The organism is Variovorax sp. UMC13 (assembly GCF_014170375.1).
Classification (GTDB): Bacteria; Pseudomonadota; Gammaproteobacteria; order Burkholderiales; family Burkholderiaceae_C; genus Variovorax.
The window spans coordinates 14,190-26,899 of the sequence record NZ_LZZW01000017.1; the positions used below are offsets into that span (position 1 = coordinate 14,190).

Below are 12,710 nucleotides of genomic sequence, written 5' to 3' on the forward strand. Positions count from 1 at the left end.
CCTTCTCGCCGGGCGAGAAATCTGTCTGTTGTTGCTTCTTCTGGAAAGGTCGCCGGCGGCGCCGCGCCGGCGAAGGGTTCAGGCCGCGTTGCGCGCGGCGCCGTACCAGTCGAGGATCTGCTCGCCGGTCAGGAAGGCCACGTCCTCATGCGCCTGGATGTGGGCCAGCGCCTCGCGGAAGTAACGCAGGCGGTGCGGCGCGCCCATGATGTAGGGGTGCACCACCAGCGCCATCACGCGCGCCGAATCCTTGGCGTCGGCGTAGAGCTGCTCGAACTGGTCGATCGCGCGGTCGCGGTACTCGCTGGCCTTGTGGTGCTGGATCAGCATCATCGCCACGTCGTTGCACTCCTGCGTGTAGGGCACGTTGACGATGGTGCCGCCGTTGCGCGTCTTGAGCTGCACCGGCTGGTCGTCGAGCACCCAGTCGCAGACGTACTCGTAGCCCTGCTCGGCCAGGATGTCGGGCGTGTGCCAGGTCTCGGTCAGGCCTGGGCCCAGCCAGCCGCGCGGGCGCTTGCCGGTGTAGGCGCGGATGGCCTCGGTGGTCTTGGCGATGTCCTCGACCTCGTCCGGCACCTTTTGCATGTTGCGCTGGCCGAAGCCGTGGCCGATGAACTCCCACTGGCGTTCCTTGGCCGCGCGCGCGATCGGCTCGTAGGCCGCGATGGCCGAGCCGTTGATGGCCAGCGTGGCGCCGATGCCCAGCTGGTCGATCACTTCCAGCATGCGCCAGAAGCCCACGCGGTTGCCGTACTCGTGCCAGGCCCAGTTCGGGATGTCGGGCATCGGCGAGCCGCCGGCCGGCGGCGTGAGCACCGTGCGGGGCATGGTCTCGTCGATGTTCCATTCCTCGACGTTGACGATGACCCAGACCGCCAGGCGCTTGCCGCCGGGCAGCTTGAGCGCGGGGCGGTCGGAAATCGCCGAATACGAGATGCGTTCGAGTGGTTTCATGGTTGCTTGCTCCTGCTTTCGATGCGGTGACGGGGGCTCAGACGATCTCGACCTGCAAGGGCGCGAGGCCCTCGATGCGGCCGACCAGCCGGTCGCCGCGCTGCACCGGGCCCACGCCTTCGGGCGTGCCGGTGTAGATCAGGTCGCCGGGGAACAGCCGGTACTGTCTGGACAGCTCGCTGACGATCTCGTGCACGTTCCAGATCATCTTCTCGAGCACTGAATCCTGCCGCGCAGCGCCGTTGACCGTGAGGCTCAGCGCGCCCGAGCGGATGTGGCCGACCTGCGCCACCGGATGGATGGCACCGCAGGGCGCAGAGTGGTCGAAGGACTTGCCCTGCTCCCAGGGCAGGCCGCGCTTGTTGCATTCGCGCTGGCGGTCGCGCCGCGTCATGTCCAGGCCGGCCGCATAGCCGAACACGTGGTCGAGCGAATCCTCGGGCGACACGTCCTGGGCTTCGCTGCCAATGGCCACGACCAGCTCGAACTCGAACTGGAAATCGTCCGTCAGCACCGGGTAGGGCACGCGGCCGTCGGTCACGACCGAGTCGGCGGGCTTCTGGAAGAAGAAGGGCGGGTCGCGCTCGTCGCCCTCCTTCATCTCGCGGATGTGGGCCAGGTAGTTGCGGCCCACGCAGTAGACGCGGCGCACCGGGAAGCGCTGCTCGCTGCCCACGATGGCGATGGACACGGGCTGGACCTGCAGGGCCTCGGGGATCGGTGCGGGGGGATTTTTCGTTTCGGCGGACATCAGGTTTGTCTCTCTGGAAGGTTTGAGGAAGCGTTGCTAGAGTCTAGGAACGAGGCCCCCCGGCCTCAACGCACAGGCTTGCGCAAAGCTATGCAATCCTTGCGATCTTGCGACCGGCTCCCTCCATGCAATCAGCGCCCTCTTCCCTCATCGAACTCACGCCGCCCCGTGCCGGTGCGGCGCGTGCTGCGATCAGCAACTACACGATGGCGGCGCGGGCGCAGCGTGCCTACTTCGGCATCCACGACCAGAGCAACTGCCTGCCGAACCCGGTGCCGCACCGGCACGAGTACTTCCAGATCTACGTCAACACGCGCGGCGAGACCACGCACTACATCGGTGGCAGCCAGCGCCCCATCGCCGCGGGCACGGTGAGCTTCGTGCTGCCTTTTCTGGTGCACTACATCCCGAACGCGGCCGACGGCGTGTTTCATGTGATCAACATCAGCAAGGACTACCTGCTGCCCGCGCTGGACCTCGATGTGTTCGAACTGTCGGAGGTGCCGCTGTCGCGCGCGCCCGAGCTCGCGCCCTTCCGCTTCCAGCACTGCCTGGACTTCCGCTTCGACGCGCACGAAACCCTGCAATTGCAAGATCTGTGCGAGCGCATGGCGCAGGAGGCGCAGCGCCCGCCGGGCGAGGACACGGCCAGCCACCTGCTGATCCGCAGCCACCTGCTGCACCTGATCGGCATGGTGTGGCGCCGCTACGGCGAGGACTTCCGCGACTGCGAGGCGCGGGGCATGGCGCTGCAGTCGTACCGGCCGGCGGTGCTGCGCTGCATCCGCTACATCAGCCAGAACCTGGCGCAGGAGCTCACGCTGGGCGACGCGGCACAGGCCAGCCACGTCTCGGCCACGCACCTGGCCCACCTGCTCAAGGGCGAGACCGGCAAGACCTTCCTGGAGCTGGTGACCGAACGCCGCATCGAGCGCGCCAAGACGCTGCTGGTGTTCACGGCCGCCTCGGCCGCGGAGATCGGCGAGAGCACGGGCTTCGGCGAGCCCGCGCACTTCGCGCGCCGCTTCCGGCAAATGGTGGGCTCGACGCCCTCGGCCTACCGGCGCAGCTTCCAGCAGGGCGGGACGCGCACCTGGGAGGAGTGAGCGCGGGCGCTTCGCCCTTCTCGTGCCGGCCGGGCGCCCTCTTCTTCAGGGGAACGCGCCGGCCAGCCCGCCGCGAACGGTCGTCGTGCCTCCCGGGCCGATCTCCAGGTACGGCTCGGTGCCGCTCGCATAGGCCGGCCAGTCGATGGCCGCCGTGCCGGGCGCGCCGTGCTTCGCGAAGTGGGTCCAGAGGGTCATCGTGGCCGCGCTGACCGCCGCATCGTCGGGCCCCCAGCCGATCGACGCCGCGATGTCGGCGGCGTCGCCGGCCGTGCCGCTGACCCCATTGCCGTTCAGGTCGGCGATCGGTGGCTTGCGGCCATCGGGCGTGAGGACCAGTCCCATCGTGTAGTTGCTCACCAGGCCCAGCGGATAGTTGAACAGGTAGGGCAGCTCGCCGCTGTGCCCGCTCTGCACGCCCATCCCGGCCCAGCCGTCCGGGATCCGGCTGAAGCGGTAGACGAACTGCGGCGAGCGGTAGGTCGGCGTGCGCTGCGCCATGAAGACCGGCAGCGCGGCGCGCAGCGAGGGGTAGTCGCCCGAGGTGGCGCCGACCATCAGCGGCACGTCGCTGGGCATGCCGTCCACCATGTTCTGGCCGTAGGTCTTCACCAGGTGGCGGAAGTCCACATTGGGCCGGTAGGTCTCGCGCGGGATGCCGGCGTCGAGGTCGGCCTGGGTGAAGGCCGTCCAGGGCAGCGCACGGGCCTCGGCCAGCGTGCGCACCGACACGCGATCGAACATCGCCTTGCCGATCGCCTCGCCACCGGCCAGCGAGGCGGCCGCCGTGCCCGAGGTCGCGATGGCGTTCGCCCCGCTCTGCACGATCGCCTTGTGGAACAGGCCGGCCGCTTCGGGTGCGTTCATGAGCGCGTAGACCTTGCCGCCCCCGCCCGACTGGCCGAAGATCGTCACGTTGCCCGGATCGCCGCCGAAGGCCGCGGCGTTGGCCTGGACCCATTGCAGCGCCATCACCAGGTCCATCTGGCCGTAGTTGCCCGAGCCGCCATGGCCGCTTTCCGCGGAAAGCAGCGGATGCGCGAGGTAGCCGAAGGGGCCCAGGCGGTGGTTGACGGTGACCAGCACGACGTCCTTCGACGGCAGGCCTTCGGGGTTGTTGTACTGCCTGGAGTTCGCGGTGAGGATCGCGAACGAACCGCCGTGGAACCAGACCATCACCGGCAGCTTCGAAGCGTTCTTGGGCGCCGTCACATGGAGGTAGAGCGAGTCCTCGCTCATGCCGCCTTCACCCAGCGGCTCCAGCGTGGGATTCTGGGCCGACTGGTCCGGCCAGGCAGTCGCCTCACGCGTGCCGTTCCAGGTCCCGGCCGCCTGCGGCGGACGCCACCGGAGCGCCCCCACCGGCGGTTGCGCGTAGGGGATGCCCAGGTACTGCCAGGTCGTGGGCGAGGCTTCGAAGCCGCGCAGCCCGCCCCCTGTGGTCTGGACCTGATGACGCGCGCCGGTGGCACGCGCGAAGTGCTCCTGCGCGGCGGCAGCACCCTTCGCCGTGCGGGGCCGCGGGTCCAGGTCGGTGAAGGCCTTGGCCTCCTCGAGCGCCGCCAGCAGCGGCGCCAGGCTGGCGCGGAATGCCGCCGACGGCTGGCTGAAATCGATCGCCCGCGCGTGCTTCGAGACGATGTCCCGCACCGCATCGCTGAGCTGGATGCCGTTGTTCAAATCCCCGTCGACGTCCAGCGTCTGCAGCAGCACCAGCCGGTTGCTCGCCTCGGGCGCCGACGCGGTGCCCGCCTTGCCAAGCGCCAGGGGCGAGAGCGCATCGGCCGCAGGCGCCGAGCCCAGCGGCAGATCGCCGATCGCGAAGCGCAAGGTCTCGCCCGCGGCATAGCGGTAGCGGCCCTCGCCATCGGTCCGGCGCGCGCCGCTCACCGAACCGCTGTAGTCCAGACCGATCACCGGGCCGCCGGCGAAGGTCCCCGAGAGCGATGCCGAGGTGTCCGGCGGCGTGGGCGCGACCTCCGGTGGTGGGTCGGCCAGCGTGACCCCGCTCCTTCCCCCGCCGCCGCAACCCAGCAGCATCGCCGCACTGGCCAGAGCAGCAAGGCACATCGTCGTGCCGCGAAGGCACCGGCTTGAAGCCATTCGTTCGATCATGAAGTCTCCGTTTTTGTGGCGCGGCGGGGCACGATGCCTCGCCGCAAGGCTCAGGATGGGAATCAGGGGAAGACGGTGGACAGGCCCGAGCGGACGATCGGCGATGCCCCGAGCTCCACGTAGAGGTCCGTCGACGGGACATAGGCGGGCCAGTCGACCAGGCCGGCCACGCTGGGGCTGCCCGACCTCGCGAACTGGGTCCAGATCGCCAGGCTGTTCTCGATGGCCTGCGCGTCGACGCCGTCGAAGCCGGCCGAGGTGAGGATGTCCTCGGTATCGCCCGCGGAGCCGGTGACGCCATTGCCGTTCAGGTCGCCGATGGCCAGCTTCGAACCGGTGGCCGGGTCGGTCACCAGGTCCAGCAGATAGTGGGTGACGACGCTTTCCGGCGCATTGAACACATAGGGCAGTTCGCCCGCATGGTTGGTCTTCACGCCCCGGGCACGCCATCCGCCCGGCACCTGGCTGAAGAGCGCTGCGTAGTGCTTGCTGGCGCTGAGTTGCGCCATCCAGGGCAGCACGTTCCGGGCCGTCTCGATCGGGTCGGGCGTGTCGTTGGTGTTGACCACCAGCATGAACGGGACGTCGTTGTGCGTGCGCGACTCGAAGCTCACGCGCTCGCTGTGCGGCAGGTACCGGTTGTCGATGTTGGTGTATGGCACGAGCGCCGCGGAGGCCGCCACGATCTCGGTCCAGGGCCGCCCGCGCATCTCTTCGATGGACGCTGCGCCGAGCCGCTTCTGCAGCGCCAGGCCGATGGCCTCGGCCGAGGCCAGGGTCCGCGTGTCGCGGATCAGGGTGCCGCTCTGGCTGATCGCCTTGTGGAAGAGCCCCGCCGCGCTGGGCGATGCCATGAGCGACAGCACCTTGCGGCCGCCGCCCGACTCGCCAAAGATCGTCACGTTGTCGGGATCGCCACCGAAGGCCGCGATGTTGGCCTTGACCCACTTCAAGGCCATCACCAGGTCCAACTGGCCATAGTTGCCCGATCCGCCATAGCCGCTTTCCGCGCTCAAAGCCGGATGGGCGATGTAGCCGAAGGGACCGAGGCGATGGTTGACCGACACCTGTACCACGCCCTTGCCGACCAGTGCGCCAGGGTTGTTGAAAGGCTTGGTGTTGCCAGTCAACGAGGTGAAGCCGCCGCCGTGGAACCACACCATCACGGGCAGCTTCGAGGCGCTCTTGGGCACGGTCACGTGCAGATAGAGCGAGTCCTCGCTCATGCCCCCTTCGCCGAAACGCTCGAGCGCGCTGATCTGCGCGGACTGGTCGGGCCATGCCACCGCTTCGCGCACCCCACTCCAGGCTTTCGCGGGCTGCGGCGCCCGCCAGCGCAGGTCGCCCACGGGCGGTTGCGCGTAAGGGATGCCGAGGTACTGCCATGCCGCGGGACCGGCTTCGAAACCACGCAGGGCGCCCCCGGCGGTCATCACCACCTGGCGGGGCTTGGTGGCTCGCTGGAAATGCTCCTGCGCGGCGGCAGCCCCCTTCGCCGTGCGCGGCCGCGGGTCCAGGTCGGTGAAGGCCTTGGCCTCCTCGAGCGCCGCCAGCAGCGGCGCGAGGCTGGCGCGGAATGCCGCCGATGGCTGGCTGAAATCGATCGCCCGCGCGTGCTTCGAGACGATGTCCCGCACCGCATCGCTGAGCTGGATGCCGTTGTTCAGGTCGCCGTCGACGTCCAGCGTCTGCAGCAGCACCAGCCGGTTGCTCGCCTCGGGCGCCGACGCGTTGCTCGCCTTGCCGAGCACCAGGGGCGAGAGCGCGTCGGCCGCAGGCGCCGAGCCCAGCGGCAGATCGCCGATCGCGAAGCGCAAAGTCTCGCCCGCGGCATAGCGGTAGCGGCCCTCGCCGTCGGTCCGGCGCGCGCCGCTCACCGAACCGCTGTAGTCCAGGCCGATCACCGGGCCGCCGGCGAAGGTGCCCGAGAGCGAAGCCGAGGTGTCCGGCGGCGTGGGCGCGACCTCCGGTGGCGGGTCGGCCAGCGTGACCCCGCTCCTTCCCCCGCCGCCGCAACCCAGCAGCATCGCGGCGCTGGCCAGCGCCGTGAGCCAGAAACTGGCGGGATTGCGTCGGTCGGCCGAGGCCGCGCACTGGTTCATGGGATGTCTCCTTGTTCTGTTCAGTTCATGCGGCCCTCGCTCGCGCACGGCCGGCGCCACCTGCGGATGGCACGGCGTGATAATTCCACTGAATTAATTCACTTGAATTAGAGATAACCCTGGCTGGCGATGCGTAGACAATCGGCGACCCATGCGAACCCCTTCCGTTCCCGCGAGCGCCAAAGGCGACGAGGCCGCCAGCGCAGGCACCCGCGAGCGTCTGTTGCTCGAGGCCATGCGTCTGTTCGCGCAGGAGGGAATGAATGGGGTCTCCCTGCGCCGCATCGTCGCGGCCGCGGGCGCGGCCAACCTGTCCGCGCTGCACTACCACTTCGGCAACCGCGCACGGGTGGTGGAAGAGGTCACGCAGATGCTCAAGCGCATCCTGGTGCCGCGCTGCTGCACCCGGCTGGAGGCGCTGGGCGAGCGCGAGCACAGCGTGCGCGACGTGCTGGACGCCGCCTTCGGCCCGATGATCGACATGCTCGGCGAGCCGGGCCTGGGCCGCGACGCCGTGTGCTTCATCGGCCGGCTGGGCTGGGATTTCGGTGAGGAGGGGCAGCGCTTCTCCGCCGAGATGCACCGCGAGGTGCTGGAGATGACATTGCACCGGCTGCAGGCCCTGCTGCCCGGCACGCCGACGGAGGTGCTGCAGTTCCGGCTGCTGCTCACCATGAACTCGCTGTACTACGGGATTTCCTACCGCAGCTATGCGCTGCGTTCGCCCTTCGGGCCGCTGTCGATGGGGCGGCGCGGCAACGCGCAGCAGGAGCGGGCCCTGTTCATGGACTACCTTGAGGCCGGCATCCGCCACCCCTGAGGCGCCGTGCGCGCCGCGGCGCTCCGGCCCGCTACTTGGCGGCCGGCGGCGGCGTGTCGGGCACGAGGCAGGCCTCGGCGATCTGCAGGCCGTTGTCGCGCGCGAAGTTCATCACGAAGTCCCAGGCCATCACGTCGTGGGCGCGTAGGTCGGCATGGACGATCACGCACTTGACGCCGCCGATCGAGGTCGGCACGCACCAGGGCGAATAGCTCAGGTGGCTGCCCGGGGTCGCGCCGCCCGGGCGGAAGGGGCTCATCACCCCGGCCAGGCGCTCGGCCCAGTCGCTGGGACGGAACGTACGGCCATCGGCCGTGATGCCCTGGATGAAAACTTCTTTGGCGTTGGGAGAAATCATCTTGGGAGGAAAGCGGCTGGCAATGGTGCTGCAGCGCACAACGATTCTATCCGGCGGCCCGGCCCGCCGGATGCGGGACGACATTGCTGCGATGCGGAATCAGCAACAACCCGGTCAACACCGCGGCCTAGAATCCCCTTCCCTTTCCCGGAGAACCGCATGAGCGCCATTGCCGAACCCACGTCGCCCCACGTCATGAACACCTACGGCCGCCTGCCGATCGCGTTGTCGCACGGCCAGGGCTGCCGAGTCTGGGACACGAACGGCCGCGTCTACCTCGACGGGCTGGGCGGCATCGCCGTGAACACCCTGGGCCACAACCACCCCGAACTGGTGCCCGCGCTGCAGGACCAGATCGCCAAGCTGATCCACAGCTCCAACTACTACCATGTGCCCGGCCAGGAGCAGCTGGCGGCCAAGCTGACCGAGCTGTCGGGCCTGACCAACGCCTTCTTCTGTTCCACCGGCCTCGAGGCCAACGAAGCGGCGCTCAAGCTGGCGCGCAAGTTCGGCCACGACAAGGGCATCGAACGCCCCGAGATCGTGGTCTACGAAGCGGCCTTCCACGGCCGCTCGATCGCCACGCTGTCGGCCACCGGCAACCCCAAGGTCCAGAAGGGTTTCGGCCCGCTGGTCGAGGGCTTCATCCGCGTGCCGCTCAACGACATCGAGGCCATCAAGAAGGCCACCGAAGGCAACCCCAACGTGGTCGCCGTGTTCTTCGAGACCATCCAGGGCGAAGGCGGCATCCACCCGATGCGCATCGAGTACCTCAAGCAGGTGCGCGCGCTGTGCGACGAGCGCGACTGGCTGCTGATGATCGACGAGGTGCAGTGCGGCATGGGCCGCACCGGCAAGTGGTTCGCCCACCAGTGGGCCGGCATCAAGCCGGACGTGATGCCCCTGGCCAAGGGCCTGGGCTCGGGCGTGCCGATTGGCGCGGTCGTGGCCGGCCCCAAGGCCGCCAACATCTTCGGCCCCGGCAACCACGGCACCACCTTCGGCGGCAACCCGCTGGCGATGCGCGCCGGTGTCGAGACCATCCGCATCATGGAAGAGCACAAGCTGCTCGAGAACGCAGCCAACGTCGGCGCCCACCTCAAGGCCGCGCTGGAGCGCGAGTTCGAGGGCCTGGCCGGCCTGAAGGAAGTGCGCGGCCAGGGCCTGATGCTGGGCATCGAGCTCGACCGTCCCTGCGGCGTGATCCTGAACCGCGCCTGCGAGGCCGGCCTGCTGCTCTCGGTCACGGCCGACAGCGTGATCCGCCTGGTGCCGCCGCTGATCCTCAGCGTGGCCGAGGCCGACGAGATCGTCGCCATCCTGGCGCCGCTGGTGAAGACCTTCCTCGCGGAGCCCAAGCCATGAGCACCTCGAGCCCCGCCGCAGCGCCGATCCGGCACTACCTGCAGTTCTCCGACCTCTCGGCCGAGGAGTACGGCTACCTGTTCGAGCGCGCCGCGCTGATCAAGAAGAAGTTCAAGGCCTACGAACGCCACCAGCCCCTGGTCGACCGCACGCTGGCGATGATCTTCGAGAAGGCCTCGACGCGCACCCGCGTGAGCTTCGAGGCCGGCATGTACCAGCTGGGCGGCAGCGTGGTGAACCTCACCACCGGCGACAGCCAGCTGGGCCGCGCCGAACCCATCGAGGACAGCGCCAAGGTCATCAGCCGCATGGTCGACATCGTGATGATCCGCACCTTCGGCCAGGACAAGATCGACGCCTTCGCCGCCAACTCGCGCGTGCCGGTCATCAACGGCCTGACCAACGAGTTCCATCCCTGCCAGATCCTGGCCGACATCTTCACCTTCATCGAGCACCGCGGCTCGATCAAGGGCAAGACGGTGGCCTGGGTTGGCGACGGCAACAACATGGCCAACAGCTGGCTGCAGGCCAGCGAGATCCTGGGCTTCAAGGTGCACCTGAGCACGCCCAGCGGCTACGAGGTCGACCAGTCGATCGCGGGCATCCGCTCGGCCGAGAGCTACAAGGTCTTCAAGGACCCGATGGAAGCCTGCCGCGGCGCCGACCTGGTCACCACCGACGTCTGGACCAGCATGGGCTACGAGGCCGAGAACGACGCGCGCCGCACCGCCTTCGCCGACTGGTGCGTCGACGCCGAGATGATGCGCGTGGCCCAGCCCGACGCGCTGTTCATGCACTGCCTGCCCGCGCACCGCGGCGAGGAAGTCGAGGCCGAGGTGATCGACGGGCCGCAGTCGGTGGTCTGGGACGAAGCCGAGAACCGGCTGCACATGCAGAAGGCGCTGATGGAGTTCCTGCTGCTGGGCCGTCTCACGGCCTGACCGGAGCGCCGCGGCGCCCGCTCAGCGGCGCTGCAGCAGCAGACGCTCGATCGCCGGCGGCAGCCCGGCGTTGGGCTTGACCGGCGGCGGCGCGAAGCTGCCCCGGGTCGCCTTGCCGGGCGCCAGGGCCACCAGCGACTCGGCATGCCGCACCGCGCTCGACACGCCATCCACCACCGGCACCGGCAGGTCGCCGCGCAGCGTGCGCGCCAGGCCCGCCAGGGGTGCGCCGGCCAGCACGACGACCTCGGCACCGTCCTCCTCCACCGCCCGCAGGCACAGTGCGCGCAGCGCCTGCGCATGGTCGGTCTGCACGCTGCCGATGCCGGGCAGCGGCTGGTCGAGCGCGCGGATGCTCGCCAGCCGGCCGACCAGGCCGTTGGCCTCGACCACCTCGCGGTACCAGGCGCTGATGCGCTGCGAGATCGCGACGATCGAGAAGCGGTGGCCCAGCAGGCAGGCGCTGGCCAGCGCCGATTCGGTGAGTCCGAGCACCGGCATCGGCAGCACCTCGCGCAGGCCGCCCAGGCCCGGGTCGCCAAAGGCCGCCACGATCACCGCGTCGTGGCCCTCGGCCTGCTCGGCCGCCACCTGCGCCACCGCATAGGCGCCGATCAGCGCCTCGAAGCGGGTCTCGATGTAGGCCACGCCGAAGGGCGCGGTCTTCATCGTGAGCTGGGTATCGCTCGCCATGCTGCGGCGCGCCTCGGCCTCGATCAGCGCGGTGACGCTCTCCGAAATGTTGGGGTTGATGATCAGCAGGCGCATTGCATTCACCCCGCGCGCCGCGCCGGCAGCAGCGAGGGCCTGCCGCAGGCCAGCAGCTCGCCGCGACCGCGCCGCGGATGGAAGTCCTGCCCGTCCCACACCACCTCGCCGCGGCTGATCGTGAGCCCCGGCCAGGCCTTCAGGCGCATGCCTTCGTAGGGCGTGTAGTCGACCGCGTGGTGCAGCTTCGCGTTCTCGATCACCACCTCGCGCTCGTCCCACACCACCAGGTCGGCATCGGCGCCGATCGCGATCGTGCCCTTGCGCGGATGCAGCCCGTAGGCCTTGGCCGGGCCGGTGGCGGTGAGGTCGACGAAGCGGTTGGCCGTCATGCGGCCGGCCAGCACGCCCTCGGACCACAGCAGCGCCATGCGCGTCTCCAGGCCCGGGATGCCGTTGGGGATGTGGCGGAACGAAACCTCTTCGCCGCCGGGCTTCTTGCCCTCGGGCGCGTCGAACTTGAAGGGCGCGTGGTCGGAAGAGAACACGGTGAACAGCCCGTCGTTGAGCCCGTCCCAGATCACCTGCTGGTTGGCCTTGTCGCGCGGCGGCGGGCTGCAGACGCACTTGGCGCCCTTGTAGCTGTCGTCGATGCCCAGGTCCTCCGCCGTGAGGAACAGGTACTGCGGGCAGGTCTCGGCGAACACGTTCAAGCCATGCGCGCGGGCCCAGCGGATCTGCTCGACCGCCTCGCGGCCCGACACGTGCACGATCAGGATCGGCACATCGACCAGCTCGGCCAGCGCGATCGCGCGGTGCGTGGCCTCGCGCTCGACCAGCATCGGCCGCGCATGCGCATGGAAGCGCGGCGCGGTGCGGCCCGCGGCCTCGAGCCGGCGCGTGAGCCACTCGATGCAGTCCGAGTTCTCGGCATGCAGCATCGCCATCGCGCCTTCCTGGCGCGCGACGTCGAGCACGTCGAGGATCTGGCCGTCGTCGAGCTTCATGTCGTCGTAGGTCATGTAGATCTTGAAGGAGGTGAAGCCCTCGCGGATCAGCGCGGGCAGCTCCACCTTCAGCACCTCGGGCGTGGGATCGCTCACGATCAGGTGGAAGGCGTAGTCCACATGCGCCTTGCCCTCGGCGCGCGCGCGGTAGTCCTCGACCGCGGCGCGCAGCGACTGCCCCTTGTGCTGCGCCGCGAAGGGGATCACGGTGGTGGTGCCGCCGCAGGCCGCCGAGCGCGTGCCGGTGTCGAAGTCGTCGGCCATGCGCTGGGGCGGCGGCATCGGCTGGTCGAGGTGGCAATGCGCATCGACGCCGCCGGGCGTGACGGTGCGGCCGGCCGCATCGATCTCGCGCGCGCCCGGCCCGAGGCCCGCGCCCAGTTGCGCGATGCGGCCGGCGCGGATGCCGATGTCGCAGTCGAAGGTGTCGGAAGCGGTCACGGCGCGCGCGTTGCGGATGACGAGGTCGAAGTCGGACAT

Annotated in this window: 11 protein-coding genes; 4 read left to right on the plus strand and 7 right to left on the minus strand. The window is 69.4% G+C overall.

The genetic code is table 11. The annotated features are described in order from the left end of the window. Positions 1–78 precede the first annotated feature (78 nt). The gene (locus A9977_RS14375) at positions 79–957 is read right to left on the minus strand and encodes a polysaccharide deacetylase family protein (protein WP_183025538.1); all 879 of its coding nucleotides are present in this window, start codon (positions 955–957) and stop codon (positions 79–81) included. A 37-nt stretch (positions 958–994) separates the two neighbouring features. Next, positions 995–1,708: a fumarylacetoacetate hydrolase family protein gene (locus A9977_RS14380; RefSeq protein WP_183025539.1), complete on the minus strand. Its 714-nt coding sequence runs from the start codon at positions 1,706–1,708 to the stop codon at positions 995–997. Positions 1,709–1,833: 125 nt separating this feature from the next. Here A9977_RS14380 and A9977_RS14385 point away from each other — a divergent pair, with 125 nt between their 5' ends. Then, positions 1,834–2,814, plus strand: coding sequence for an AraC family transcriptional regulator (locus A9977_RS14385; RefSeq protein WP_259651975.1), 981 nt, complete (start codon positions 1,834–1,836; stop codon positions 2,812–2,814). A gap of 45 nt (positions 2,815–2,859) precedes the next feature. Here the strand turns inward: A9977_RS14385 and A9977_RS14390 are convergent, their stop codons facing one another. Continuing rightward, positions 2,860–4,884, minus strand: a complete 2,025-nt coding sequence (locus tag A9977_RS14390; protein WP_183025540.1) for a carboxylesterase/lipase family protein — start codon at positions 4,882–4,884, stop codon at positions 2,860–2,862. A gap of 107 nt (positions 4,885–4,991) precedes the next feature. Next, positions 4,992–7,031 carry a carboxylesterase family protein gene (locus A9977_RS14395; RefSeq protein ID WP_183025541.1) on the minus strand — a complete coding sequence of 680 codons (2,040 nt, stop codon included), beginning with the start codon at positions 7,029–7,031 and terminating at the stop codon, positions 4,992–4,994. Between the two features lie 151 nt (positions 7,032–7,182). Between A9977_RS14395 and A9977_RS14400 the strand changes: the two genes are divergently transcribed. After that, a complete protein-coding gene (locus tag A9977_RS14400) occupies positions 7,183–7,851 on the plus strand; it encodes a TetR/AcrR family transcriptional regulator (protein WP_183025542.1) in 669 nt (222 codons plus the stop codon). Between the two features lie 31 nt (positions 7,852–7,882). Here the strand turns inward: A9977_RS14400 and A9977_RS14405 are convergent, their stop codons facing one another. Further along, a complete protein-coding gene (locus A9977_RS14405; protein ID WP_183025543.1) occupies positions 7,883–8,209 on the minus strand; it encodes a DUF3579 domain-containing protein in 327 nt (108 codons plus the stop codon). A gap of 159 nt (positions 8,210–8,368) precedes the next feature. On the opposite strand from A9977_RS14405, the gene A9977_RS14410 reads away from it, so the two are divergent. Beyond that, positions 8,369–9,574, plus strand: coding sequence for an aspartate aminotransferase family protein (locus A9977_RS14410; RefSeq protein WP_183025544.1), 1,206 nt, complete (start codon positions 8,369–8,371; stop codon positions 9,572–9,574). Next, positions 9,571–10,515 (plus strand): ornithine carbamoyltransferase, encoded by a 945-nt coding sequence (argF, locus tag A9977_RS14415; RefSeq protein WP_183025545.1) that lies wholly within the window; start codon positions 9,571–9,573, stop codon positions 10,513–10,515. The genes A9977_RS14410 and argF overlap by 4 nt, the downstream gene beginning before the upstream one ends. A 21-nt stretch (positions 10,516–10,536) precedes the next feature. Here the strand turns inward: argF and A9977_RS14420 are convergent, their stop codons facing one another. Then, positions 10,537–11,283: an aspartate/glutamate racemase family protein gene (locus tag A9977_RS14420; RefSeq protein WP_183025546.1), complete on the minus strand. Its 747-nt coding sequence runs from the start codon at positions 11,281–11,283 to the stop codon at positions 10,537–10,539. A 5-nt stretch (positions 11,284–11,288) separates the two neighbouring features. After that, a complete protein-coding gene (gene hydA, locus A9977_RS14425; protein ID WP_183025547.1) occupies positions 11,289–12,710 on the minus strand; it encodes a dihydropyrimidinase in 1,422 nt (473 codons plus the stop codon).